This window comes from Paraburkholderia sp. BL21I4N1, assembly GCF_002973525.1.
In the GTDB taxonomy this organism is placed as follows: Bacteria; Pseudomonadota; Gammaproteobacteria; order Burkholderiales; family Burkholderiaceae; genus Paraburkholderia.
Map to the genome: position 1 here is coordinate 142,836 of NZ_PVEN01000002.1, position 26,073 is coordinate 168,908.

Here is a 26,073-nt window from a genome sequence, read left to right on the forward strand (position 1 = left end):
TCTAGCTCAAACATGTTCCGAGTAAAAGCTGCTATGAAGCCAATGAAAAAAATTTATTCGACACTGTGCATTCATATAACTTGAGCTAAACTCAAAAAATAACATCGAGCCGCCTGTGAAGGAGACACCCATGCCCATTGCTCCACCCGATACGTCGGCGCCGTCGAACGGCTATCGTTCCGTCTTCCGCGAAGGGTTGTTCGCGAGCAAGGTCGTTGTGGTCACGGGAGCGGGAAGCGGACTGGGCCGGTGTACGGCGCACGAGCTCGCCTCGTTGGGCGCCACGATTGCACTGATCGGTCGTAGCGTGGACAAACTCGAAGCCGTGCAAGCCGAACTTGTCGCCGACCACCCAAAGGTCAGCGGCCATCGACTCTACGCCTGCGATATCCGCAACGAACAACAGGTGCGCGAGGCAGTCACGGCGGTCGTTCGGGATCTCGGCCGTATCGACGGGCTCTTCAACTGCGCCGGCGGACAATTCCCCGCGAGGCTGGAGTCGATCTCGCTGAACGGCTGGGACGCGGTGGTGCGCAATAACCTGCACGGTACGTTCCTGATGTCCCGCGAGTGCTACACGCAATGGATGCAGCACCACGGCGGCGCCATCGTCAATATGCTGGCGGACATCTGGGGCGGCATGCCCGGCATGGGCCACTCCGGCGCAGCGCGCGCGGGTGTGTGGAACTTCACGGAAACGGCGGCGTGCGAATGGGGGCACGCAGGGGTCAGGGTCAACGCGGTCGCACCGGGCTGGATTGCCTCCGCCGGTATGGACAGCTATGACGAAACCTACCGGGCGTTGCTGCGCTCGCTGAAGCATAAAGTGCCGTTGCAACGCTTCGGTACCGAGTCGGAACTGGCGAGCGCGGCCGTGTTTCTGCTGTCCGAGGCGTCGACGTTCATCAACGGCACGGTGATTCGCGTGGACGGCGGCGTGCCGAATGCGCGCCACTCGTGGCCGCTGCCGGCTGCGGAGCGTACGATCGAATACAACGGTTTTCCACGCTACCAACCGCCAACCGGCTTGCAGGAGCAGACACGATGAACCTCGACGGCCAGACCTACGAATCGCTAACGGCCGGCTTCGCGTGGCGGATTCCGCCGCGTTACAACATCGGCGTGGATGTCTGCGATAAATGGGCCGATGGTTCAGGACGCCTCGCGCTGATCTATGAAGATCCCGAAGGCCGGGCCACGCACTACACGTTCGACGAATTGAAGGCGCTGTCGGATCGCTTCGCCAACGCGCTGCTCGCCTCGGGCGCACAACGCGGCGACCGCGTCGGCATCTTTCTGTCGCAGTCCATCGAGACGGCCGTCGCGCACCTCGCCGCGTACAAGGCGGGCATGGTGGCCGTGCCGCTGTTCGCGCTGTTCGGTATCGATGCGATCGAACATCGCCTGGGCGATAGCGGCGCAGTCGCATTGATCACGGACAACGCGGGTGTGCAAAAGATCGCCGGGATTCGCGCGGCCTTACCGGCGCTGCGCAATGTGTTCAACGTCGATATGGCCGATGAAAGCGCCTACGAGGCCACACAAGCCAACCCGGTGCGTTCGTTCTGGTACGCGCTGAATCATGCGCCTGCGGGTTTCACACCCGCCGATACCCGCGCCGACGATCCCGCCGTCATCATCTACACTTCCGGCACGACTGGCAAACCGAAGGGGGCGTTGCACGGTCATCGCGTTCTGCTCGGGCATCTACCGGGCGTCGAGTTGTCGCAACAGGGTTTCCCCGCGCAGGCCACGCTCATGTGGACGCCCGCCGACTGGGCATGGATCGGCGGTCTGTTCGACGTGTTGCTGCCTTCGTGGCATCACGGCGTTGCCGTCCTGGCGCGCCGTTTTGCGAAATTCGACGGCCAGGCGGCGTTCGATCTGATGGCGCGTCACGCGGTGTCGCATACGTTTTTGCCGCCGACCGCGTTGAAGATGATGCGCGGTGTCGAGCATCCGGAGCGCTGGCCGCTTGCGCTGCGCTCGGTGGCGAGCGGCGGTGAGTCGCTCGGTGAGGAACTGATCGGTTGGGGCCGCAAGGCGCTCGGCGTCACGATCAACGAGTTCTATGGGCAAACGGAGTGCAACGTGGTGGTGTCGTCGTGCGCGGCACTGTTCGAACCGTGCTTCGGCGCGATCGGCCGCGCGGTGCCCGGGCATCACGTCGCGATTGTCGACGCCGACGGCAACGAACTACCGCAAGGCGCGATCGGCGACATCGCGGTGGCCGCGCCCGATCCGGTCATGTTCCTCGGCTATTGGGGCAACGAGGCGGCCACGCGCGAGAAGTACCGCGGCAAGTTCCTGGTGACCGGCGACCTCGGCACGCGCGACGCGGACGGCTTCATCCGCTTCGTCGGTCGTGGCGACGACGTGATTACCAGCGCGGGCTACCGGATCGGCCCGGCTTCGATCGAAGATTCGCTGCTGCGTCATCCGGCGGTATCGATGGCGGCCGTGATCGGCGCACCGGATCGCGAACGCACCGAAATCGTCATGGCGTTCGTGGTGCTGAAAGCCGGCTTTATCGGCGACGACGCATTGGTGCGTGACATCCAGCAGCACGTCAAGACACGCCTTGCCGCGCACGAGTATCCGCGCGAGATCCGCTTTGTCGACAGTTTGCCGTTGACGGCGACCGGCAAGGTGATTCGCCGCGCGCTGCGCGACGGACTCGGGCAAGATGGCGAGCATCCCGCCGCGAAACCTCAATCCCGATGACTGAAGACTCCCGTCCGCCTTCGAGCCGATCCGGCAAGGCGCTGAAGACGCCCGGCGCGCAACCGGCCGTCGCGGCCGTGCTCGACGACACCGACCGCAAACTGCTGGCCCTGCTCGCGGAAGACGCCACGCGCACTTACGCGGAACTCGGCAAGCTGCTGTTTCTATCGGCGCCTGCCGTGCATGAACGCGCGCGACGTTTGAAGAAGGAAGGCGTCATCAAGGCGACCGTCGCCGCGCTCGATGCCGCGCGCCTGAACCGCCCGTTGCTTGCGTTCGTGCATGTCGATACGACGAGCTGGGCGGTCACGCGGCAACTGCTCGCGCTCAAGGAGCTCTCGGACGTCGAGGAGATTCACACGGTGACGGGGGAGAGCGCGATGCTACTCAAGGTCCGCACGCGCGATACGCAGACTCTCGAACAACTGCTGGCGCGGATTCATGCCATTGAAGGGTTCACGGGCACGCGCAGTTATATTGCGCTGACCACGTATCTGGAGCGTGGGCCGAGTCCGGAGTTGTGACTTGGGCGGGGCGGCGCATGTCGCGATGGCACCGCGCCACCCGTTCAACGCGATATCGCGTCACCCTGTCCCACGTTGCCGCTCATGCATGCAGCGACAAGCCCTTAACCGCTTTATCGACCGCCTTCTTTAACCCGCGCACCGCCAGCCCGACGAGATCGGGTGCGTCCGCGGGTTCCGCGCGGAATACCTCGCGATTCGCCTGATCGTGGCCGGTGGAGAACATCGCACGCACATAGACGGCGCGCGTCAAGTCCCGCTCGATGCCCTGACGGAACGCGCGCAGCAAGCCGGCGCTGTCCGCCTGATACACCATCATCGGTTGGCCGAGCAACCTCGCGTGCTGGCGGCCGGCGGCGTCTTCATACGGTTCGCCGAGCGCTTCGGGCGCGGCGCCCGCGATACCCGTCGCGAGAAACGCGGTGACGTTGAGTTTTTGCCATACCGCCAGATCGTCCAGCACGATGATTGCAACTTTCGTATCGAATTCCATCTTCCCCATCGCTCCACGGCGCGTTAGCGCACAGATAAAAAACCGATCTACTGCCGAATGGTAAGGAAAGCACGGCGCTTGCGCACGGTCTCGCGGCAAAAACGAATGCGCTTCGCCAAACCCGCGCTCGCGTTGCGTCGCAAGCGGTTTTTGCCGAATGCCATTCGGCGCGCGTGCGTGCTGCAATGCAACCTGACGGGCACGACATAGGGCAAGTCCCTGGCGCGATTTAGCCGTGCATTACCACTCGCGTGGACAGCCTCCTAAACTTGAATCAAACAGGAGGGGACACCGATGGCCAAACTCATCCACACGATGATCCGCGTGCAGGACCTGCCGCGTTCTCTGCAGTTCTATCAGAAGGCTTTCAATTTCGACGTCGCTCACCGGCTCGACTTTCCGGACTTCACGCTGGTCTATTTGCGCAACGACGAAGCCGACGCGGAAATAGAACTGACCTGGAATAAAGACCGCGTGGAACCGTATTCGCACGGCGATGGTTACGGTCACGTTGCCCTCTGCGTGGACGACGCGAACAGCGAGCGGCAGCGGCTGATCGCGCTCGGCATGACGCCCAACGATCTACGGGAATTTCACGACGACGGCGGCGAATTGCTGGCGCGCTACTTTTTCATTCAGGACCCGGACGGCTACAAGATCGAAGTGTTGGAACGCTACGGCCACTATCAATAGAACAGGCAATCCGGCGGCCGCCGCGTGTTGTGTACTACCCCACAGAAACTATCTTGCATGGGACTCGCGTCGGCGCCACAGCGCCGGCTCCGGTCCACAAGGAGACAGACATGAAGACAACGGTCATTCCGATCGTCGCGTCCGATCACGCACACGCCACGCATCATTCTCATGAGCCCGGGCACGGCCATGAGTCTCACCATGACCACCAGCATCGCGCGGCGCAGGCGGCGGCCGTGGCCATGCGCATTCCGCTCACGCGACGCGCGCTACTGCGCGGCACCGGTGTGTTGATGGGCACGCTCGCGTGGTCGTCGGTACTGTCGACGCTCGCGCCGAGTCGCGTCTGGGCGCTCGAACTGCAAGGGCTCGACACGCACCAGGGCGAAGTGATTCTCGCCTTCACGCGGCAACTCTATCCGCACGCCACGCTCGACAACGCGGTGTACGCACTGGTGGTCAAGGATCTCGACACGAAGGCGAAAGCCGATCCCGCCGTGCGTCAGCAGCTTGCCGACGGCGTCAGGCAACTCGACGCGCAAGCCGGTTCCGACTGGCTCAAGCGGCCGCCCGCCGATCAGGCGCAGGACGTCGCGGCGCTTGCCGGTACGCCGTTCTTCAACACGATCCGCAGCACGGCGGTGGTGTCGCTGTACGCCAACACCATGGCCTATGCGCATTTCGGCTACGGCGCATCGGAGGGCGACGGCGGTTATCTGACCAAGGGGTTCAACAGTCTCTCGTGGCTGCCGAACCCGCCGGCCGGCGCTAGTGGTCCGATCCCTTCGGATAGTTAACGGATGCGGCGAGTGCATGTGACTGGCGTATGGCCCTGAAGCGCGACGCCAGCCAACAATGGAGACACGATATGAATCAGGACAACAACAAGGTGCGGTTTTCGCACAACGACGACAAGGTCGTCGTCATCATCGGCTCAGGCGCGGGCGGCGGTACGCTCGCCAACGAACTGGCGCAGAAGGGCATCGACGTCGTGGTGCTGGAGGCGGGCAAACTGCATACGCAAGCGGATTTCACCACCGACGAATGGGGCGCGTTCCAGATGCTGTCATGGCTCGATAAACGCACCACGTCGGGCACCTGGCGTGTCGCCAAAGACTTCCCGAATCTGCCCGCATGGATCTGCAAAACCGTGGGCGGCACGACCACGCACTGGGCGGGCGCGAGCCTGCGCATCCAGCCGCACGAATTCAAGGCCAGGACTACGTACGGCGATATCAAGGACGCCAACCTGCTCGACTGGCCGCTCACCCGCGCGGAACTCGATCCCTACTACGACCGCGCGCAGCAGAAGATGGGCGTGACGCGCACCAACGGTCTGCCGGGTTTGCCGGGCAACAACAACTTCAAGGTGATGTCGGCCGGGGCGATGAAGGTCGGCTACAAGGAATGCAACACCGGCCACATGGCGATCAATAGCGTGGTGCGGGACGATCGCGCGCATTGCTTCCAGCGCGGCTTCTGTTTTCAGGGCTGCCGCACCGGCGCGAAATGGTCGACGCTGTACACCGAGTTGCCGCGCGCGCAGGCCACCGGGCATATGGAACTGCGCACGCAGGCGCACGTGGTGCGAATCGAGACCGACGCGCGCGGCAAAGCGAAAGAGGTGCTGTACTACGACGGCAACGGTAAATTGCAGCGTCAGAAAGCACGCATCGTCGCGGTGGCCGGTAACTCGATCGAAACGCCGCGTCTGCTGTTGAACTCGCATTCGAGCAGGTTCCCGCAAGGACTCGCGAACGGCTCGGGGCAGGTAGGCCGCAATTACATGCGCCACACCACAGGCTCGGTGTACGCGGTGTTCAACGACAAGGTGGACATGTTCAAGGGCACCACGATGGCCGGCATTATCGAAGACGAAGCGGTGTTCAATCCGCAGCGCGGTTTCGCGGGCGGCTATCACATGGAGACCGTGTCGCTCGGACTGCCGTTTTACGCGGCGTTTCTGAACCCCGGCGCATGGGGGCCGACCTTCGCGCAGGCGATGGATCAGTACGCGTACACGGCCGGTATGTGGATTGTCGGCGAAGACATGCCGCGCGACAGCAATCGCGTGACCTTGAATACCGACGTGAAAGATCAGTACGGCCAGCCGGTCGCCAACGTGCATTTCGACGATCATCCGAACGACGAAGCCATGCGCGAGCACGCGTTCAAGCAGGGTACCGCGGTGTATGAAGCCGCCGGCGCGAAGACGGTGTATCGCGTGCCGCCGTATCCGTCCACGCACAACCTCGGTACCGCACGCATGAGCGCACGTGCCGAAGACGGCGTGTGCAACAGTTTCGGCCAGACGCACGAAGTGTCGAACCTGTTCATCTCGGACGGTAGCCAGTTCACCACCGGCGCAGCGGAAAATCCGACCATGACGATCGTGACGCTGGCGATCCGGCAGGCCGATCACATCGCGGCGCAGATGGGCAAACGCACGGTGTAGCGGGGTTAGTGGGTTCGTTGGCGGGTTCGCCAGGGCCAGCGCGGCGTTCGGGTTCGACGCGATTGTCGGGCGGCGGAGGCCGGCGTATGTTGGGCAGAAGCGGCGGTGTGCGGCGGCGTCGTGAAGGCGCCGCCGCACACCGCTGCGAAACACGGAGCAAACGTCATGTGTGGGATCTACATCAACGCCGATCCGATCCTCTACGAATCGCGCACCCGTTCGTTGCGGATTCACGGAGTGATCACGACAGTCCGGCTGGAAAACCTGTTCTGGGACGTGCTGCACGAAATCGCCGCGCGCGAGAGCATGACGACCAGTCAGTTCGCGGTCAAACTCTACGACGAACTGATCGCGTTGCGCGGCGAAATGCCGACCAACTTCGCGTCGTTTTTGCGGGTGTGCTGTCTGCGCTATTTGTCGATGCGCACGGAGAAGGGCGCGACCGTGTCCGGCACGGCGCCTGAAATGACGGCGGCCGTGAGCGAAGCACGGCCGCGGATTCTGAAGACGGTCTGACGTAACGCGCTATCGTGTCAGGCGGTCAGGGAAACATGTTGCGCTTCGGAAATTCCTGATCGCTTTCCCAGATGCCCTGCCGTTGACGTCGCGTCAGTAGCCATTTGCCGTCGACAAAGCGGTAGGTTTCGTAGCGCGTCACGAAATCGTCGTCGTCGCCGGTACTGTCTTTCTTGTCGAAGTCCGGGCTGCACGCCACCTGTTGAATCTCATCGGCGCCGCCTTTGCGCGACGGCGAAATCTTCCAGGCCGCCTTACCGGTGGCGGCGAGCACCAGCGCGGCGCTTTTGCCGTCGTCCGCGGTGTATTGCACGGGGTCGAGCGACTGCCGCGCCGGCATCAGGATCTGCGTGGCGGGGCCGCTGTAGGAACCCATCGGCGCGGTGGCGTCGATCGTCAGAAACAGCACCGGGCCGGGCAGGCCGTGCAGCGGCGCGGGCTCGACGCGGGCCAGCGGATAGTCCAGTTGTCGCGTGGCCGCGATCGCGCCCGATGCCGACACGAGGCGCAACTGCGCTTTCACGAGCGGCTTCGGATCGTTGCCGGGCAGACCTTCTTCCGACGCGCCCGTACCCCAGAGCTGCTTTTGCAGCGCGGGGGTGATGCGCTCGTCTTCGAGCAGTTCGATCGAATCGCCATCCAGGCCAGGCGCGCGCTGCGTGACGTGGTAACCGTCAGGGGCCGCGACGGTGGGTGCGGGCGTTGCGGTTTTGGCGGGTGCCGCGGGTGTGGTTGGTGTTGCCGCAGACGCCTGAACTGGCGACGGCGCCAGCGCCAGCGCTTGCGCTTGCGTTTGTGCGGCCGGTTGCAATGCGGCTGCGTCGTCGGTGAATACGGGCGAAAAATCGATGTTCGGCACGACGAATGTCTCGACCGTTGTCGAACCCGGCCGCTGGTAGCTCACCACCGACGTATTCTTGCGCGCCGTCAGCACGGTGACAGTCACGCCCGGTTGAATATCGATGCAGCCGCCCGCCTGGGCTTGTGCCAGTTGCTCGGGCGTGGCGCTCGCGCCGTGGCTGCGGCTCTCGCCGCCGGGCAGCGTGAGTTGCGCGAGCGCTTGCGCCGAGACGCACATCACACCGGGTTTCGTCGCGATCAGATCGGCCGCCATGGCTTGTGTGCCGAACCAACCCGCAGCGGCGAGCAGGAAAGCGATATGGGTTTGCAGCCGCGTTTTGAACCGAATCTGGAACCGCTTCTGGAACATGTACTGCCTCGAATGGTTAAGCTTAGCCGCGGATTATAGAAAACCCCCGTAAGCGCAACAAGCGCGGCGAGCAAGGGCAAACAGGTCGCGCACGAGCGGCATTCCGTGGGTCACCCAACGGCACGAAAGCCCGCACCAGCCCCGCAAAAATCGCGGCGCCTACGCAACAGATCCCGGCCCGCCCGCATGCTACGATGCTTCGCTCATCGAGCATGAAAGTCGGAGACCCAGATGCGCCCGGAGAATGCCGCCCGTTTCGACGAACAGTTTGCGCCGCGCATCGCCGCGGCGATCGCCGCCTGTTTCGCCGCCACCGTGCATACCGAAGTGCTGCCGTACGGCGGTCACGGGCAACCTACCCGCGTGCGGATCCACGCCGCGCCGCTCGATAACCTGGGTCACTATCCGCATCCGCTGAACCTGTATCTGACGTGGGACAGCGACGAAATCGAACGACTGATGGGCCCGCAAGGGGAGGCGAGATTCGCGGGCTATCTGGCCGCGCTACCGCGCAAGCTTGCCGCATGGAACCATGCGCGCGAACTGGACTTTCTGTCGCATACGCAGGCCGAGCCGGTGGCCTTGATCGGCGGACTCGACTTCGAATCGTAAGCGGCGCGTAACCTGCCGCTGCGTTGCGGAAGCGAAAACGCCGCAACAAGTGCGGCGCTATACAACCATTCAATCGACGAACGCCACCGCTACGCGCGCAGCGCGGCGCCGCTTCGTTAAGCCGTCGCGCCCAGCTGGAAGAAACTCACGCTCTGCACCAGCCCCGACGCTTTGCTCTGCACCGCGTCGGCGGCAGCGGCGGCCTGCTCGACCAGCGCCGCGTTGCTTTGCGTCACCTGATCCATCTGCGTCACCGCGTCGTTGACTTCGGCGATACCCGTCGCCTGATCGACGCTGGCCGTCGCGATCGCCTCGACGATACGCGTCACGCTGCCGGCGCTTTGGACCACGCCTTCCATTGTATTGCTCGCGTGGTTGATCAACTGGGTGCCGGCGTCGATCGTCGCGACCGATTCGCGAATCAGCGTCTTGATCTCGCGCGCGGCGTCGGCGGAACGTTGCGCGAGGCTGCGCACTTCGCTCGCCACTACCGCAAAACCGCGGCCTTGCGTACCGGCGCGCGCGGCTTCGACCGCCGCGTTGAGCGCGAGAATATTGGTCTGCGCGGAAATCGCCTCGACCACGGCAATGATGTCGACGATCCGCTTGGACGCCACGTTGATCTGATCCATCGTGCGGACCGCGTCGGTCATCACGACGCCGCCTTCGCGTGCGGCTTGCGCGGCGGTTTGCGCGAGCGAGGTGGCTTCGCGGGCATTCTCCGCGTTGCGCTGAACCGAGTCGGTGAAATGCTGCATCGACGCGGCGGTTTCCTCGAGCGACGCGGCCTGCTGTTCGGTGCGGGCGGAGAGGTCCAGATTGCCGGCCGCGATTTCCTGCGTCGCCGACGAAATCGTATGCGCGCCTTCACGAATCTCGTGGACGATCGTGCGCAAACGGTGGTTCATGTCGTTCAGCGCCACCAGCAGCTGGCCGGTTTCGTCGCGGCTCACCACGGCCACGTCGGCCCGCAGATCGCCGGCCGCCACCGCTTGCGCGACGCCGACCGCCTGCTTCACCGGCAGCGTGATGCTGCGGCTCAGGAACCACACCGCGAACGCGCCGAGCCCGAGCGAGCCGAGCACCACGCTCAGCAGCAGTACGCTAGCCAGCGTGTAAGCGCTCTGCGCGGCTTCGGCCGTCTGCACGTTCGACGTCTGCGCCTGCTGCATGACGGACGCGACGATGTCGTCGATCGCGGCCGTCGGCGCACGGTCGATACCCTTGACGAGGCCGTCCACCGCGTGCGCGGTATTCGGATCGGCGGCGTCGTAGTGCTTGAGCGCCTCGAGGTAGCTGTCCTGCAACGACGCATGCGTGGCGAGCGCCTTGTCGACGCCGTCCACATTCGCGCCCAGCGCGCTCAACTGATCTTTCAGATGCAGGAGCGCCGCGTGCGTGGTGCCGCTTTCCTTGCTGAACGCGTCGCGATATCTGGCGAACGCGGCCGGATCGGCGCCGCGCAGCAGCAGGTCTTTCCATTCCTGCACCTGCTTCTTGAACTCGACCTGCGCGACGCGCGCCGTGTCGGCTGCTTGCGCGTACTGACTCAAGGTTTGGGCCGACTGGATTTGCAGCGCATGCGTGTCGGACAACGCATGCCAGCCTTCCAGCCCGACCACCATGGTGGCGGCGAGCAGCACCGCGCCAAGCAACGCCAGCTTGATGGCGATTTTCAGATTGCGATAGAACGTCACTGCGTGTTTCCCTGGCGTACCGGTAATGCGATTAATCGAGCTTGAATTGCGTCACTGCGCCCGCGAGGCTGACTGCCTGACTCTGCAATGCCGCGGCGGCGGCAGTCGATTGCTCGACCAGCGCGGCGTTCTGCTGAACCATTTCGTCGAGCTGGCTGACGGCGCGATTCACTTCCTGAATGCCGCGCGTCTGTTCGTTCGCGGCCTGGGTGATTTCGGAAATGATGGTGGTCACGTTGGCGACATTGCTGACGATCTCCGTCATCGTTTCGCCGGCCTGACGCACCTGGCCCGACCCCGACGTGACGCTCGACACCGTCGCTTCGATCAGCGCCTTGATTTCCTTCGCCGCCTGCGCGCTGCGTTGCGCGAGGCTGCGCACCTCGCCCGCCACCACCGCGAAACCGCGGCCCTGTTCGCCGGCGCGTGCGGCTTCGACCGCCGCGTTCAACGCAAGAATGTTGGTCTGGAACGCGATGCCGTCGATCACGCCGATGATATCGGCGATCTTCACCGACGCGTGTTCGATTTCACCCATAGTCGTAATCACTTCCGCGATCACCACGCCGCCGCGCGAAGCAACCTGCGACGCGGACACGGCGGTGTCGTCGGCCTGCTTTGCGGCGCTCGCCGATTGCGTGACCGTCGAGGTGATTTCTTCCATCGACGCGGCGGTTTGCTGCAAGCTCGCCGCCGCGGATTCGGTACGGCCCGACAGATCGACGTTGCCTGCGGCGATTTCATTCGCCGCCACGCGCACCGATTCGCTGGCGTCGCGAATCTGGCGCATCACCTGGCTGAGTTTGTCGATGAAGGTGTTGAACGAACGCGCGATCTGCGCGACTTCGTCGTTACCCTCGGCCGGCAAACGTTGGGTCAGATCGCCTTCGCCCGAACCGATCGCGTCCATCGCATCGCGCACGTTCGAGAGGCGCTTGAACGACACGGCGGTGACCGCGGCCACGACCGCCGCGGCAATGCCGGCGATCACGACCAGCGCGATCAGCGAGGCGGTCAGCAGCGAACGCATGCCGGCGGTTGCTTCCGCTTTATCCAGCGCGACGACCGCATACCAGTCGGTACCGGGAATCGCCTCGGTACGCAGCAGTTTGGCGCTGCCGTTCACGTCGACTTCGAGCGGATGCTCGGCGCTGAGGAGGGCGGTCAGTTTGTCGCTGGTGAGTGCCGGCACGAGATCGGAGACCGGCTTCAACGTCAGCTTCGAATCCGGATGCGCCACGATGTGGCCGCTCGCGTCGATCAGCATGCCGAAGCTCGCGGGCGTCGGATGAATCGCCTTGACGTTGGCGATCACGCTGTCCATCGCGACGTCGCCGGAGACCACGGCTTTCACCACGCCGTCGCGCACCACCGGCGCGGCGAACGCGACCACCAGCTTGCCGGTACCCACGTCCACATACGGCGGCGTTACGACCGGCTTGCCGGCCGCGGCGGCCTGCTTGTACCACGGACGCCCGGTCGGATCGTAGTCCGGCGGAATGCCGGTCGGGTCGGAGAACTTCGCGGTCTTGTCGGCGTAGCCGACATACACGTTGGTGAACTTGCCGCCGGCGGCGACCAGCTTCAGCGCGGCGCTCGGGTCCGGCTGCAGCACGGCGTCCTGCAACGAGTCGATCATCTGCTTGTGCGTAACGACCCAGTCGTCGATCCCGTCGGCGTGACCGCTTTCGACAGCGTTAAGACTGTTTTCGATCGCGTCGGCGTTATACGAGTTGGCGACGACATAGTTGAGGACCGCGTTGGCGGCGAGCGCAACCACAACGATAGCGACGCACAGGGCGACGATGCGCGCGCGAATGGAAGAGAACATGTCGGGAGTCTTTCGGAGTAAGCAGTGAGCCGTGGTCGGTGAGGCGGGGGCCTCACCAGAGGTATACGGCGTGGGCAGTGTGGACTTGAGCGGGTAATGCTTTCAGTTTATGACAGGGGCCGGGAGACCCGCTCGTGGCGGGTCGCCGCGATGCTACACAATTTTTCGCGCGGCGCGGACTTTTCAATAAACACCGAAACCCGCATGAACAGGGGCTCTGCGAGGCGCTGTATTCATCAGACAATAACGCTACGTAGCGTTGCCACGAGATCGCTTCACATCACCGGAGAATGCAGATGATGCGGATGCTCGAGTGTCTCCGCCACGATGCGCAAAGCCTCGGCGCATTCGTCGCGCGTCTTCGAGCCGCCCAGGCAAACACGCATCGCGTTGGGGGGATTGCCGTCGGTGGAAAACGCCGCACCCGCGACTGCCGCGATGCCCTGGTTGCGCAACTGCAACGCGAGTTCGGACGCGCTCCAGCCGCTCGCTACCGGCACCGGCAACCACAGGTGAAAGCCGTCCGGATGCGCGTCGTAAGGCCACGCTTCGAGTTGCCGCGCCGCGATCGCCTGACGCGCGCGAGACTCGTTGCGGATGGCATTGAGCATGTCGAGCGCGGTGCCGTCGGCGATCCATTGCGTGGCCAGCGTGACCGTGAACGGACTCGCCATCACGGTGGTCGCGCGCAACGCGCCGGCGAGGCGCTGCGTTTGACGCGGCGTCGGCGCGTGCAGATGCGCCACGCGCAGGCCCGCGCCGAGGCTCTTCGATAAACCGGTCACGTAGTAGGTCAACTCGGGCGCGAGGGTGGCGAGCGCATCCGGCGCGCTTTGCGGCAGCATCGCGTAGGCGTCGTCTTCGATGATCGGCACGCTGTAGCGCAACGCGACGTCGGCCAGCGCCTCGCGCCGTTTGTGCGTGAGCGTCAGCGTGCTCGGATTCTGTAGCGTCGGATTGCAATAGAACGCGCTCGGTTTGTCGGTCTTGCAGAGCGCTTCGAAGGCATGCGCGAGCGGACCTTCGTCGTCGCGCGGCAAGGCCTGCAGGCGCACGCCGAGTTGCGCGGCGATCGCCTTGATGCCGGGGTAGGCGAGCGAGTCGAGGCAGATCGTGCCGCCGGGCCGCGCGAGTTGCGACACCAACGCCACCAGCGCGCTGTGAATGCCGGGGCAAACCAGTACGTTTTGCGCATCCGCGTGCGGCATACGGCGCCGGAGCCAGTCGGCGCCCGCGTCCTTGTCGGCGGCCGAGCCGCCGAAGTCCTGATAACGCAGCAACTGGTACGGATCGCTGTCGGCCATCCGGCGTGCGGCGGAATCGCGCAGACGGTTCGCGTAATCGGGCGGCTCGGGCGGCGTGTTCATCGACATTTCAATGCTGCTGCCGCCGGTGAGCGGCAACGTGGCGGTGCGGCCGCGCACGAACGTGCCGCTGCCCGCGCGCGAATCGAGCAGGCCGCGTTTGCGCGCCTCCGCATATGCGCGCGCCACCGTCGTGTAATTCAACGCGAGTTCCTCGGCCAGATCGCGCAGGCCGGGCAAGCGATCGCGTGGCCGCAACCGTCCGGTGGCGAGATCTTCTTCGATCAGATCGGGAATCGCGAGGTAGGCCGGCTTGCGGAGGTCGGCGAGACGTTTGATCCAGTGATGGGTTGGGCTGTTCATCGCATGCGCGCTTTCGATTGGGGTGACAGGACCGATAAAAATTGATCGGATCTAAAAGCGATCAATGATCGGATTGATCGCCGGTGGTGAATGACTGCACCATGCCGACACGTTCGCGCCCGCGAATCGCACCCGGCTGGTGCGGTGACGCGTCGCGGATCGCACTTACGCGGCATGTCCCGGCGGTACGCAAACTTCACACCCGAAAATTTTTGTGTCGGACTTCGAATCGAGGCGGAATTGATTGCTGATTGATCGCATTCGCGCGGCCGATCAATGGCACGGCCGTTGCATTGAGAGAAGCGCGCACACACTGAACGCGCGCCTTCTTTTACTTAGCAAACCTGATCGGAGAGTGTCATGCCAGCCGTCAACAAACCGCTGCATCAGAAGGGCGATTACCTTGTCGACTACGAGGAGAAAGTCTTTGAGGACGTGAAAGCCGAACCGGGAGAGAAGGCGCTCGTCACGTTCCATACGGTCGCGTTCGAAGGCTCGATCGGTTTCGTCAATCTGCTGCAGGCCACGCGCTTGCAACGCAAGGGCTTTGAAACCTCGGTGCTGCTGTATGGACCCGGCGTCACGCTCGGTCTGCAACGCGGCTTTCCGACTCTCGGCGACGAAGCGTTCCCTGGCCATCTGAACTTCAACAAGCAGTTGATGAAGTTCATGGAAGAGGGCGGCAAGGTCTACGCGTGCCGTTTCGCGCTGCAGGCGCTGTATGGACACGGTGAAGCGTCGCTGATCGAAGGTATCCGGCCGATCAGTCCGCTCGACGTGCTCGATATCCAGCTTCTGCATCGCAAGGACAACGCGCTCGTCATCCACACGTGGACGGTTTGACGGAACACGGGTGACCACTATGTCCGACAAACGCATCGTGCGTGCCGCCGCGGTCCAGATCTCACCGGATTTCGAACGCAGCGGCGGCACCCTCGAAAAAGTGTGCGAGGCGATCGGCAAGGCGGCGCGCGAAGGCGTGCAGTTGATCGTCTTCCCTGAAACCTTCGTGCCGTATTACCCCTACTTTTCTTTCGTGAAGCCGCCGGTTGCCTCCGGCGCCGAGCATATGAAACTGTACGAGGAAGCCGTGCTCGTGCCCGGACCCGTGACGCAGGCGGTGGCCGAGCAGGCGCGTTTGCACCGGATGGTGGTGGTGCTCGGCGTCAACGAGCGCGATCACGGCAGCCTCTACAACACGCAGTTGATCTTCGACGTGGACGGTCAACTGGTGCTCAAGCGCCGCAAGATCACGCCGACGTTTCACGAACGGATGATCTGGGGGCAAGGCGACGCGGCGGGCCTCAAGGTGGCGCACACGGCGGTGGCGCGCGTCGGCGCGCTCGCCTGCTGGGAGCATTACAACCCGCTCGCGCGTTATGCGTTGATGACGCAGCACGAGGAGATTCATTGCAGCCAGTTTCCCGGCTCGCTGGTGGGGCCGATTTTCGCCGAGCAGATCGAGGTGACGATTCGCCATCACGCGTTGGAGTCGGGGTGTTTCGTGGTCAACGCAACGGGTTGGCTCACGGATGAACAGATCGCTTCGGTGACGTCGGATACGAATCTGCAGAAGGCGCTGCGTGGCGGTTGCAATACCGCGATCGTGTCGCCGGAAGGGCAGCATCTCGCGCCGCCGTTGCGCGAAGGCGAGGGCATGGTGATCGCCGATCTCGACATGGCGCTGATCACCAAGCGCAAACGCATGATGGATTCGGTCGGCCATTACGCGCGGCCCGAGTTGCTGAGTCTCGCGATCAACCGGCGTCCGGCGGAAACCGTCGCGCCGATGCCGCGGTGGTCCAGCGCGGCGCAGACCGATTTCATTTCAACCGCAGGAGAGTGCGATGAACGCCAGCGAGACGCTGTCGGCCGAGAGCCGGCAATTGATGACTGAATTGCAGTCGGCCGGCTTGCGGCTCGTCTCGCCGGATGCGGGCGCGGCGAGCCGGCGCGGCGGCGCGGGACCATCGGACCACAAGGCCGTGACGGTGGATGGCGTGACGATCATGGTGCCGGTGCATACCAGCACCGCGTGGCACTCGCCGTTCGTAGCGCAAACACCGGATGCGTCGGGATCGAGCGCGCTGCTGCGCGGCACGATTCCGATTGCGAACATCAGCTTTCCCACGGCACCGCGCTTTTACGGCATGCAGACGCTCGACGGCGTGCCGTATTCGAAGATCGCCGCGCTGCATAGCGCGGACGTGCTTGCGACCACGGTGTTGCAGACCTGTATTCGCTACGAGAGTCGCCGCAAGAGTTGCAAGTTCTGCGCGATCGGTCAGTCGCTTGCGGCGGGACGTACGATTGCGCGCAAGACGCCGGAGCAGCTGGCGGAAGTGGCGCGCGCGGCGGTGTTGCTCGACGGCGTGAAGCATATGGTGCTGACCACCGGCACACCGCCCACGCCGGATCGCGGCGCACAGATTCTGTGCGAGAGCGCGTTCGCGATCAAGACCGCGGTCGATCTGCCGATCCAGGCGCAATGCGAACCGCCCGACGACGACCGCTGGTTCGCGCGCATGAAGGCGAGCGGCATCGACACGCTCGGTATGCATCTGGAAGTGGTGACGCCCGCGCTGCGCGAACGCATCATGCCGGGCAAGGCGAGCGTGCCGCTGTCGCGGTACATGGAGGCCTTCAAGGCGGCGGTCGCGGTGTTCGGACGCGGACAGGTCAGCACGTACCTACTCGCGGGACTCGGCGATAGCGCGGAAGCGATTCTGACGATCTCGCGCGAGTTGATCGAGTTGGGGGTTTATCCGTTCGTGGTGCCGTTCGTGCCGATCAGCGGTACGCCGCTGGAGGATCATCCGGCGCCCACGCCTGAGTTCATGAAGTCGGTGTTGCAGCCGCTCGGCGGCATGCTCAACGCCGCTGCGATGCGCTCCAGCGATATCAAGGCGGGTTGCGGCAAATGCGGCGCGTGTTCGTCGCTTTCATCGTACGAGGCGTGATCATGTTTGGTGAAGCGATTGCAGGCATTACGCTGGACTCCGATATTGAGTTCACGCCTTATACGCCGAGCGAATTCCGTATCAAGTGGACTACGCTGGATTGGGAAGCCGATGAAGCGTTCAAGTTGCGGCGCGCGGTGTTTTGCATCGAGCAGGGCATTTTTGTCGGCGACGATCGCGACGAAATCGATCTGCACGCGCAACAACTGGTGGCGGTGAGTTGCGTGGCCGGTATGCCGGAGCAGGTGGTCGGCACGGTGCGGATTCATCGCGACCACGACAACGTGTGGTTCGGATCGCGGCTCGCGGTGCATGCGGCGTTCCGGCGGCACGGCAAGATTGGCGCGACGCTGATTCGGCTTGCGGTTAGCAGCGCGCATGCGCTCGGTTGCGAAACGTTTCTCGCGCATGTGCAGAGCCAGAATGTGCCGCTGTTTCGGGCGATGCATTGGGATGTGCTGGCCGAAGAAACCTTGCTCGGCCGTCCGCATCATTTGATGCAGGCGCAACTGGATTGGTACGCGCCGTGTGTGACGCCTTATGGCGGCTTCGTGACGCGTACGCCCGTTGCGTCGCCGAAGCGTGAAGCCAACTCCACAGCCGGTTCCGAATCCGCTTCTGCTTCTGCTTCTGCTTCCGCTTCTGCGTCCGCTTCCGCTTCTGCCCGGAGCGCGGCATGAGTGTCGCCGGTCTGGTCGCCGCTTTGCGCGAGAGCCGTGGTTTTCGCCATAAGACCGATATCGTCGACGTGGTCGGAGCGTTGGCGCGGCACTTGCCTCGCGGTACACGCGACCTCGATCAGGCGGTCGCGCTCGGCGACGATTGCGCGGCGATTGCCGATGGCAGCGGCTATCTGCTGTTCGCGATCGAAGGCATGGTCAGCGATTTCGTCAGCGCGATGCCGTGGTTCGCCGGCTATAGCAGCGTGATGGTCAACGTCAGCGATATCTACGCGATGGGCGGCCGGCCGCTGGCGGTGGTGGACGCGTTGTGGAGTCAAGGCAGCGAGGCGGCGGAACAGGTGTTGGCGGGCATGGCGGCGGCATCCGTGGCCTACGGCGTGCCGATTGTCGGCGGTCATACGAATACGCGCAGTGACGCCGCGCAGTTGGCGGTGTCGATTATTGGCCGCGCTAACGCGTTGCTGTCGAGTTTTAATGCGCGGCCGGGCGACAGCCTGATGATGGCGGTCGATCTGCGCGGCCGCTTTGAAGAGCCGTATCCGTTCTGGAATGCTTCGGTGGATGCGCCGTCGGAGCGGCTGCGTGCGGATCTCGACCTGTTGCCGCGTCTCGCGGAAAGCGGGCTGTGCGATGCCGCGAAAGATATCAGCATGGCGGGTACGCTCGGCACCGCGCTGATGTTGCTCGAATGCTCGCAGGTGGGCGCACGGATCGATCTTGAGCGGATTCCGAAACCGGAGGGTGTGGCGCTGTCGCGCTGGGTTACTGCATTTCCGAGTTACGGTTATTTGCTGTCGGTGCGGGCGCATCAGGTGGACGCGGTGCAGGCGATTTTCTATGAGCGCGCGCTGGCTTGCGCGGTGATCGGATCGGTCGACGCGACGCGTCACGTGATACTGCATCAGCACGATGATGCGGCGATGTTGTGGGACTTCGAGCGCGCGCCGTTCATCATGGCAGGGAAAGGCGGTGCGCGATGAATCCGCTGCGTATTGCGTTGCTCACGCATTCGGTCAATCCGCGCGGCGGTGTCGTGCATACGCTTGAACTAGCGACGGCGCTTACGGCGTTAGGGCACGACATAACCATGTTCGTGCCGGCTGTGCGTGGAGAAAAGCTGTTTCGCTCACCGCCATGCCGCGTGGTCTATGCGCCTATCTTGTTGCCTCAGTCCAACACCGTCGCAATGGTCGAAGCACGTATCGACGCGTTCAAACGCGCATTGATCGAACACGAAGCCACGTCGTTCGATCTGCTGCATGCGCAGGACAGTATCAGCGGCAATGCGCTCGCCGAGTTGAAAGCTGAAGAGCGCATTTACGGTTTTATCCGCACGGTGCACCACCTCGACCGGTTCGACGATGCTCGGCTGGCGGCATGGCAGCGTCGCGCGTATGAGGATGCCGATCAGGTGCTGTGCGTAAGCGAGATGTGGACGTCGGAAATGCGGTCGACCTATGGCATCGATGCGATCACCGTGCCGAATGGTGTCGACGTCGAGCGCTTTTCTTCTCGTAAGCGTGAGCATGAGCGCGAGCGCGTGCATGCGGAAGACAACGCATCGCTGCGACGACGTCTGGGTATAAATAGCGACGGCGGTCCCATCGTACTCGCCGTCGGCGGTATCGAAGCACGCAAAAACACGCTGACTCTTTTAGAAGCATTCGCTGTCGTACAGCGCGTTCTGCCGCGCGCGCAACTCGTCGTCGCGGGCGGCGCGAGCCTGCTCGACCATGACGCTTACACCCGCCGTCTGTTGCAACGGGCAGCCGAGTTGCGTCTGTCGATCGGTCCGCAGGAAAGCGTGGTGGTGACAGGGCCACTCGACGATGCCGCGATGCCCGCGCTATTTCGCAGCGCCGACGTGCTGGCGATGGTGTCGTTGCGCGAAGGCTTCGGCCTCGTCGTGCTCGAAGCGCTGGCGAGCGGCACGCCGGTGGTGGCGTCGGCAATTGCGCCGTTCACCGAGTATCTCGACGACAGCACGTGCTACTGGGCCGATCCCGCCGACGTCGAATCGATTGCGGCCGCGCTGCTGCGCGCGTTGGCTGCGCCGGGTTCATCGGGTGCGAACGCAATCGATTTCGAGCACGCGGTCCCCGCCTTGCTCGCGCGCTTCAACTGGACGGCGAGCGCACAACGCCACGTCGACATTTACCGCCGCTTCGTCGCGAAGCACGCACCGGTTATCAACTGATCGAGGTTTAGCCATGCCTGTCATGCACTTTCGGATTCAATGGCCCGACGGCGACGAAGCGAACTGCTATTCGCCGTCGCTCGTAATCGGCGATTTTTTCACGCCGGGCGAAGCTTATCCGCTCGACGATTTCGTCGCGCGTTCGCAGCAGGCGCTCGGCATCGCCTCCGAACGGGTACGCGAGAAATACGGTTTCGCCTGCTCGGCGGCACTGGACCAGCTCGCGCAGATCGAGCGCGACGCGGCGCGGTTTCGCGACCGGCCCGACGCGACCGTCAAGGTCATCGCCTTCAGCTAGGCGCTCAATTTTCAGAGGACGCATCATGTCGAATCGAAACCATCCAGCGCGCGCCGATGGGCATTACAGCGTGCTTGTCGTCGGCGGCGGGCAGGCGGGCCTGTCGGTCAGCTATTGTCTGAAGCAGGCCGGCATCGATCATCTGGTCGTGGAGAAGAACACGGTCACGCACACGTGGCGCGAGCAGCGCTGGGACGCGTTCTGTCTCGTCACGCCGAACTGGCAATGCGCGTTACCCGGCTATCCGTATCGCGGTGACGATCCGCACGGTTTCATGAAGAAGGATGAAATCGTCGCGTACCTGGACGGGTTTATCGCGCACGTCGATGCGCCGGTCGTCGAGCGCGCGGAGGTGAAACGCGTGAAGCGGCGCGACGACGGCATCTATACGGTCGCGACGACGCAAGGCGAGTTCACTGCCGATCAGGTCGTGGTGGCCTCGGGCGGCTATCACACGCCGATCGTGCCGCGTCTCGCCGAGCGCTTGCCTGCGCGCATCGTGCAGATGCAATCGTCCGCGTATCGCAATCCGCACGCGTTGCCCGACGGCGCGGTGATGGTGGTCGGCACCGGCCAGTCCGGCGCGCAGATCGCCGAAGATTTGCATCTGGCGGGCCGCCAGGTCGTGCTCGCGGTGGGCGAGGCGCCGCGTTGCGCGCGCTTCTATCGGGGCCGCGACGTGGTCGACTGGCTTGCCGACATGCAGTATTACGACATGCCGGTCGAACAGCATCCGTTGCGGGAAGGGGTACGCGACAACACCAATCACTACGTGACCGGCCGCGACGGCGGACGCGATATCGATCTGCGCAAATTCGCCGCCGAGGGCATGGAGTTGTATGGCCGACTCGACGACCTGCGCGACGGCCAGTTCCATTTTGCGCCGACGTTAGCAGCCAATCTGGATGCAGCCGACGACGTCTATAACCGCATCAACGCGAGCATCGACGGATTTATCGCGAAGCACGGTATCGATGCACCGGCGGGCGATCCCTACGAACCGATCTGGCGTCCGCTCGAAGAACGCGCCACGCTCGACGTGGAGACCAGCGGCATCGCCGCGATCATCTGGTGCATTGGTTTCACGCCGGACTTCAGTTGGCTCGACGCGCCGGTATTCAACGGTCGCGGTTATCCGGCGCACACGCGCGGTATTACGCCGATCGACGGGTTGTATTTCGTCGGTTTGCCGTGGCTGCATACGTGGGGCTCGGGGCGCTTTTCCGGCGTCGCGCGCGACGCGGAATTCATCGTGCAGGCGATTCGCGACAAGTTGCGCGAGCGGGAGACGCTGAGCGCGGCGGTGGCGGCATGAAGCAGTAACGCGAGAAAAAAACGGCCGCTGCGGTGTTACCCGCAGCGGCCGTCGTTTTCAATCACCAGCGTGCAGCGTCTTCGCGATCAACTGCCCAGCGCCGGATCGCTCATGCTGCTCTTGCCCGTTTCCACATGGCCCGCAAAGCGGCGCGCGAACAGCGGGTCGGTATCGACCGTGATCGTCAGGTCGTACCAGCCGTGCGCGTTGCGCAGATCGAGGTAGAGCGGGTCCGTATCGCCGCCACGCACCGAATGCGTGATCACGTTGCCCGGATCGTACGCATTGACGATCGAGAACTTGCAGCGTGCGCTGCCCACGTTTTCCAGGCGCAGTTGCAGGTTGCCGTTCGACACGTCGTAGCCTTCCTCGACTTCGGGGCGCGCGATATCCGAACCGTTCCACCAGCTGCGCGCAACCGGCTTGCCCGCATAGCGGCGCAGGAAACCGTTCGGACCGTAGACGGTGAAGTCGTAGGTGCCGTCGGCATTGCACGGCAACTGATCCTGCAGGCGCTTGCCGGCTTCGACCGTATAGGTGCGCGGCGCGTTGAGGCTCTTGGCGGCATAGACGAGAAACGCCGCGCCCGCACGGCCCGAATTGACGAAGCGCATGGTGAGCATGTTGGCCGAGCCTTCGCCATGCACGCGCACGAACAGTTCATACGGCAATGCGCGAGCCGGGCGCACGCCGGCTTCCTGCTTCGGCACCGCCTGCACCAGCGGCGGCAGCGGCACGTAATCCGGATGACGGTTCTGGTCCGGCGGCACGTAGCCGCTCGTGCTCGGCAGCGTGGGGACCGCGTCGTTCGGGTTACTGAAATTGAAGGCCGACATCAGATCGCCGCACACCGCACGACGCCACGGCGTGATGTTCGATTCGGCGAGGTTGTGATCGTGACCGAAACGCTTTTCGATAAAACGGATCACCGACGTATGGTCGAACAGTTCCGAGCACACGTAGCCTCCTTTCGACCACGGTGAGACCACCAGCATCGGCACGCGCGGTCCGAGGCCGTACGGGCCGGCCGGGTAGCTGGTATTGCCGGCGAAATTTTCATTGCTGACGTCGACGGTCGACAAACCGTTCGCGCTCGAAGCCGGTGCGAACGGCGGCGCCATATGGTCGAAGAAACCGTCGTTCTCGTCGTAGTTGATCAGCAGCACCGTCTTGCTCCACACCTCGGGATTCGACGTCAGAATCTGCAGGACCTGATCGATGTACCACGCGCCGTAGTTCGACGGCCAGTTCGGATGCTCGGAATACGCTTCCGGCGCGACGATCCACGACACTTGCGGCAGCGCGTTGTTCTGCACGTCGCGCTTCAGAATGTCGAAGTAGCCGTCGCCCGCCGAAGCGTTCGTGCCGGTGCGCGCGTTGTCATACAGCGGATTGCCCGGCTGCGCATTGCGATACTGGTTGAAGTACAGCAGCGAGTTGTCGCCGTAGTTGCCGATATACGGATTCTGCGTCCAGCCCCACGAGCCGCTTGCGTTGAGGCCGGTGCCGATGTCCTGATAGATCTTCCACGTAATGCCCGCGTTCTGCAGCACTTCGGGATAGGTGGACCAGCCGTAGCCGGCTTCCGCGTTGTCGATCACCGGGCCGCTGCCGCTGCCGTCGTTGCCGACCCAGCCGCTCCACATGTAGTAGCGGTTTGGATCGGTCGGGCCCATCAGCGAGCAGTGATACGCATCGCAAATGGTGAAGGCGTCGGCGAGCTGATAGTGAAACGGAATGTCGTCGCGCGTCAGGTAGGCCATCGTCGTGGTGCCCTTGGACGGCACCCACTGATCGTAGCGGCCGCCGTTCCACGCGGCGTGCGTGCTGGTCCAGTCGTGCGCGAGATCCTGCAGGAATTGCAGGCCGAGATTCGGCGCGCTCGGGCGGAACGGCAGCACATAGCCGAGGTCGGCGGCGAGCGGTTGATACCACACCGGTTGACCGTTGGGCAGATTGATCGCGCGCGTGTCGCCAAAACCGCGCACGCCTTTCAGTGTGCCGAAGTAGTGGTCGAACGAGCGGTTTTCCTGCATCAGCACGACGATATGTTCGACGTCGCGAATCGTGCCGGTCTTGTTGTTGGCCGGAATGGCGAGTGCGTTGCGAATGCCCAGCGGCAGCATGCTCAGCGCGGTCGCGGAACCGGCTGCATGCGCGGCGGAGCGCAGAAAATCACGGCGATTTTTTGAGGTCATGATATTGGCTTTCGATCTTCGGTAGAGGAACGATGCACACGGCGCGCGAGCGTGAGCCACGCGCCGTACGGAGCGTGGAACTCAGTCCACGGTGTGAATGACGGGTGGGGCGAGCGGCGCCGACGCGGCGGCGGACAAAGCCGGGTCGGTGCTTGAGGCGGGCAGTGCTGGGCTTTGAATCGTGAGTGCTGCGGGTGCGGGTGCTACGGATGCGGGGTTCGCTGACAGCACGGCGGTGCTGTTGTCGGCGCCAGTGTCGTTCGCGGCGGCACCGCTGGCGGCGCTGGTCGTGGCCGGGTCCGGCATCTTGTCGTCGTCACTGCAGGCGCCGGTCAGCGCGCACAGCGCGACGGCGATCAGCACGCCGGCCAAACGTTTGCAATGCAGGGCTACAGTCGGCTTCGACACACAGGACATGGCAACGTCTCCGGCACGGGGGAAGAGCGCCAGGGCATGCATGTGCCCGGGTCAGCGATGCCGAAGGATAGTCGCTTACCTGTGTAACTTTTGTGAAGAAATGGTGAGATGGGGAAAATTGAGGATTTGGCCGACCGGGCGGTATTTAATCCTCGACCGCGACGATGGCTTCGATCTCGACGGTAATATTGCCCGGCAACGAACCCACGCCGACGGCGGAGCGCGAGTGACGGCCGGCGTCGCCGAACACGTCGACGAACAGGTCGGAGCAACCGTTGATCACGCGTGGATGCTCGGTGAAATCCGGCGCCGCGTTGACCATGCCGAGCAGTTTAACGATGCGTTTCACGCGGGCGAGATCGCCGAGTTCGTTGTGCAGCACGGCCAGCAGATTCAGGCCAACCAGTTGTGCGTGGCGATACGCTTCGTCGGCGCTGACGGTGGCGCCGACTTTGCCTGTCATCAGCGAGCCGGTTTCGTCGAGCGGACCCTGGCCGGACAGAAACAGCAGATTGCCCTCGCGCGTGCAGTGCGTGAAGTTGCCGATCGGCGTCGGCACCTGCGGAAGCTTGAGGCCGCGCGTGTGCAGCCGGTCGTAGCAGTTCATCGATAGGAAAGTGAGGGTGTTTGTTTTAAGGGGACGTGACGTGGCGTCACTGTCGTGGCGTCACCGTTGTGGCGTCACTTAAGCAGCCGGTTCCGGATCGCGATGCCGCCAACCGAGGCGCGCTTCGATGCGGGCGGCCACCGCCTGCACGGCTTGCGCGAAACGCTCGGTGCCGAGTTCGGCCTTGGCCTCGGGCATCACGATCGAAATCGTGAAGACGCAGGCGCCGGTGTTGTCGAGCACGGGCGCCGCGAGGCACGCCACGGATGCGTCCGACTCGCCGACCTGAATCGACAGCCGCGCGTCGAGCGCTTCGCGCGCGATCCGCGCGAGGACCTCGGGCCGCGTTTCCGCGCGACCGGTGGGCGAGCTCTGCGCGTGCTGCGCGAAAAATGCGACGCGTTCGGCGTCCGGCAGGTGACCGACCAGCAGGCGGCCCGATGCCGTCCAGTTCAACGGCACGCGACTGCCCACGCGCGACGTCACGCGGAAATGGCCCGGACCTTCGGCCATTTGCTGCACGACCATCATGCCGTCTTCGAGACCGCACACTTGCACGGTTTCTTCGACTTCGGCCGAGAGCCGTTGCATTTCCTCGTTCGCGACCGCGAGATAGTCGAGCGAACTCGCGTACGTCAGGCCGTAACCGTACAGACGCGAGCCGAGCCAGATCGTGCCGTCCATGCGGCGCGCCAGCAGATTCTTGTCGACCAGGTCGTTGATGATCGAATACACCGTGGACAACGGCGCGCCGACGATCCGCGCGACTTCATACGCGGTGGCGGGGCGGTTCGCCTGCTGGAGCGCGTCGAGGATCTGCACGGCGCGGTCGAGCGCGCTGGTGCGGGTGCGCGGCGCGGCCGCGTCGGTTGGTGCTGAAGCGGGCTCGGCCGCCGCTGCCGCGGATGCCTTGGACGGGCGCGCGGCGGCGGTTACAGCCGCGGAAGGTCGAGACGTACGGGCCATCGTGCTCCTC

At 63.9% G+C, this 26,073-nt stretch carries 24 protein-coding genes and 1 pseudogene; 16 read left to right on the top strand and 9 right to left on the bottom strand.

Going from position 1 to position 26,073, the window contains the following annotated elements; genetic code table 11:
- Nucleotides 1-130: 130 nt before the first annotated feature.
- From B0G83_RS06980 to B0G83_RS06990, 3 genes are read left to right on the top strand one after another with little or no spacing between them, the layout of a single operon-like run.
- On the top strand, nt 131-1,048 hold the full coding sequence (locus B0G83_RS06980) for an SDR family oxidoreductase (RefSeq protein ID WP_105506727.1): 918 nt from the start codon (nt 131-133) through the stop codon (nt 1,046-1,048).
- The gene (locus B0G83_RS06985; protein ID WP_105506728.1) at nt 1,045-2,724 is read left to right on the top strand and encodes an acyl-CoA synthetase; all 1,680 of its coding nucleotides are present in this window, start codon (nt 1,045-1,047) and stop codon (nt 2,722-2,724) included. Before B0G83_RS06980 ends, B0G83_RS06985 begins: the two co-directional genes overlap by 4 nt.
- Nucleotides 2,721-3,248 carry an Lrp/AsnC family transcriptional regulator gene (locus B0G83_RS06990; protein WP_105506729.1) on the top strand — a complete coding sequence of 176 codons (528 nt, stop codon included), beginning with the start codon at nt 2,721-2,723 and terminating at the stop codon, nt 3,246-3,248. The genes B0G83_RS06985 and B0G83_RS06990 overlap by 4 nt, the downstream gene beginning before the upstream one ends.
- Before the next feature lie 82 nt (nt 3,249-3,330).
- Here the strand turns inward: B0G83_RS06990 and B0G83_RS06995 are convergent, their stop codons facing one another.
- Nucleotides 3,331-3,741 (bottom strand): DUF2000 domain-containing protein, encoded by a 411-nt coding sequence (locus B0G83_RS06995; protein ID WP_105506730.1) that lies wholly within the window; start codon nt 3,739-3,741, stop codon nt 3,331-3,333.
- Between the two features lie 294 nt (nt 3,742-4,035).
- Here B0G83_RS06995 and B0G83_RS07000 point away from each other — a divergent pair, with 294 nt between their 5' ends.
- The 4 genes from B0G83_RS07000 to B0G83_RS07015 all read left to right on the top strand — a co-directional run bounded on the left by B0G83_RS07000 (nt 4,036) and on the right by B0G83_RS07015 (nt 7,405).
- A complete protein-coding gene (locus tag B0G83_RS07000; RefSeq protein WP_105506731.1) occupies nt 4,036-4,434 on the top strand; it encodes a VOC family protein in 399 nt (132 codons plus the stop codon).
- Nucleotides 4,435-4,544: 110 nt separating this feature from the next.
- The gene (locus tag B0G83_RS07005; RefSeq protein WP_105506732.1) at nt 4,545-5,231 is read left to right on the top strand and encodes a tat (twin-arginine translocation) pathway signal sequence; all 687 of its coding nucleotides are present in this window, start codon (nt 4,545-4,547) and stop codon (nt 5,229-5,231) included.
- Nucleotides 5,232-5,302: 71 nt separating this feature from the next.
- Complete coding sequence (locus B0G83_RS07010) at nt 5,303-6,889, top strand: GMC family oxidoreductase (protein ID WP_105507189.1); 1,587 nt, start codon at nt 5,303-5,305, stop codon at nt 6,887-6,889.
- 165 nt (nt 6,890-7,054) lie between these two features.
- On the top strand, nt 7,055-7,405 hold the full coding sequence (locus tag B0G83_RS07015; protein WP_105507190.1) for a ribbon-helix-helix domain-containing protein: 351 nt from the start codon (nt 7,055-7,057) through the stop codon (nt 7,403-7,405).
- 25 nt (nt 7,406-7,430) lie between these two features.
- Here B0G83_RS07015 and B0G83_RS38490 read toward each other — a convergent pair whose 3' ends face one another.
- Nucleotides 7,431-8,615, bottom strand: coding sequence for a hypothetical protein (locus B0G83_RS38490; RefSeq protein ID WP_181156737.1), 1,185 nt, complete (start codon nt 8,613-8,615; stop codon nt 7,431-7,433).
- Between the two features lie 231 nt (nt 8,616-8,846).
- On the opposite strand from B0G83_RS38490, the gene B0G83_RS07025 reads away from it, so the two are divergent.
- Complete coding sequence (locus B0G83_RS07025; RefSeq protein ID WP_105506733.1) at nt 8,847-9,227, top strand: DUF5594 family protein; 381 nt, start codon at nt 8,847-8,849, stop codon at nt 9,225-9,227.
- Between the two features lie 116 nt (nt 9,228-9,343).
- Here the strand turns inward: B0G83_RS07025 and B0G83_RS07030 are convergent, their stop codons facing one another.
- The 3 genes from B0G83_RS07030 to B0G83_RS07040 form a co-directional block, all read right to left on the bottom strand.
- A complete protein-coding gene (locus tag B0G83_RS07030) occupies nt 9,344-10,924 on the bottom strand; it encodes a methyl-accepting chemotaxis protein (RefSeq protein WP_105506734.1) in 1,581 nt (526 codons plus the stop codon).
- A 31-nt stretch (nt 10,925-10,955) separates the two neighbouring features.
- Nucleotides 10,956-12,755 (bottom strand): methyl-accepting chemotaxis protein, encoded by a 1,800-nt coding sequence (locus B0G83_RS07035; RefSeq protein WP_105506735.1) that lies wholly within the window; start codon nt 12,753-12,755, stop codon nt 10,956-10,958.
- A gap of 275 nt (nt 12,756-13,030) precedes the next feature.
- A complete protein-coding gene (locus B0G83_RS07040) occupies nt 13,031-14,422 on the bottom strand; it encodes a PLP-dependent aminotransferase family protein (RefSeq protein ID WP_105506736.1) in 1,392 nt (463 codons plus the stop codon).
- 360 nt (nt 14,423-14,782) lie between these two features.
- Here B0G83_RS07040 and B0G83_RS07045 point away from each other — a divergent pair, with 360 nt between their 5' ends.
- The 8 genes and pseudogenes from B0G83_RS07045 (at nt 14,783) to B0G83_RS07080 (ending at nt 21,875) form a co-directional block, all read left to right on the top strand.
- Nucleotides 14,783-15,265: an MSMEG_0572/Sll0783 family nitrogen starvation response protein gene (locus B0G83_RS07045; protein WP_035546812.1), complete on the top strand. Its 483-nt coding sequence runs from the start codon at nt 14,783-14,785 to the stop codon at nt 15,263-15,265.
- A gap of 19 nt (nt 15,266-15,284) precedes the next feature.
- Entirely contained in the window at nt 15,285-16,319 is a 1,035-nt protein-coding gene (locus B0G83_RS07050; protein WP_105506737.1) for a Nit6803 family nitrilase, read from the top strand.
- Nucleotides 16,270-17,382 carry an MSMEG_0568 family radical SAM protein gene (locus tag B0G83_RS07055; RefSeq protein WP_258167761.1) on the top strand — a complete coding sequence of 371 codons (1,113 nt, stop codon included), beginning with the start codon at nt 16,270-16,272 and terminating at the stop codon, nt 17,380-17,382. The genes B0G83_RS07050 and B0G83_RS07055 overlap by 50 nt, the downstream gene beginning before the upstream one ends.
- 2 nt (nt 17,383-17,384) lie before the next feature.
- Nucleotides 17,385-17,939, top strand: a pseudogene (locus B0G83_RS07060) (MSMEG_0567/Sll0786 family nitrogen starvation N-acetyltransferase); the annotation flags it as partial.
- 119 nt (nt 17,940-18,058) lie between these two features.
- The gene (locus B0G83_RS07065; RefSeq protein WP_105506738.1) at nt 18,059-19,045 is read left to right on the top strand and encodes a sll0787 family AIR synthase-like protein; all 987 of its coding nucleotides are present in this window, start codon (nt 18,059-18,061) and stop codon (nt 19,043-19,045) included.
- Nucleotides 19,042-20,262: an MSMEG_0565 family glycosyltransferase gene (locus B0G83_RS07070; protein ID WP_105506739.1), complete on the top strand. Its 1,221-nt coding sequence runs from the start codon at nt 19,042-19,044 to the stop codon at nt 20,260-20,262. The genes B0G83_RS07065 and B0G83_RS07070 overlap by 4 nt, the downstream gene beginning before the upstream one ends.
- A 13-nt stretch (nt 20,263-20,275) precedes the next feature.
- Nucleotides 20,276-20,560: an MSMEG_0570 family nitrogen starvation response protein gene (locus B0G83_RS07075; RefSeq protein WP_035546803.1), complete on the top strand. Its 285-nt coding sequence runs from the start codon at nt 20,276-20,278 to the stop codon at nt 20,558-20,560.
- 25 nt (nt 20,561-20,585) lie between these two features.
- Nucleotides 20,586-21,875, top strand: a complete 1,290-nt coding sequence (locus B0G83_RS07080; RefSeq protein WP_105506740.1) for an MSMEG_0569 family flavin-dependent oxidoreductase — start codon at nt 20,586-20,588, stop codon at nt 21,873-21,875.
- 86 nt (nt 21,876-21,961) lie between these two features.
- On the opposite strand, the gene B0G83_RS07085 is transcribed toward B0G83_RS07080, so the two are convergent.
- The 4 genes from B0G83_RS07085 to B0G83_RS07100 all read right to left on the bottom strand — a co-directional run bounded on the left by B0G83_RS07085 (nt 21,962) and on the right by B0G83_RS07100 (nt 26,063).
- On the bottom strand, nt 21,962-24,073 hold the full coding sequence (locus B0G83_RS07085) for a phosphocholine-specific phospholipase C (RefSeq protein WP_105506741.1): 2,112 nt from the start codon (nt 24,071-24,073) through the stop codon (nt 21,962-21,964).
- Nucleotides 24,074-24,154: 81 nt separating this feature from the next.
- Complete coding sequence (locus B0G83_RS07090) at nt 24,155-24,490, bottom strand: hypothetical protein (protein WP_105506742.1); 336 nt, start codon at nt 24,488-24,490, stop codon at nt 24,155-24,157.
- A 145-nt stretch (nt 24,491-24,635) separates the two neighbouring features.
- Nucleotides 24,636-25,097, bottom strand: a complete 462-nt coding sequence (locus tag B0G83_RS07095; protein ID WP_105506743.1) for a RidA family protein — start codon at nt 25,095-25,097, stop codon at nt 24,636-24,638.
- 78 nt (nt 25,098-25,175) lie between these two features.
- Entirely contained in the window at nt 25,176-26,063 is an 888-nt protein-coding gene (locus B0G83_RS07100) for an IclR family transcriptional regulator (RefSeq protein WP_105506744.1), read from the bottom strand.
- Nucleotides 26,064-26,073 lie beyond the last annotated feature (10 nt).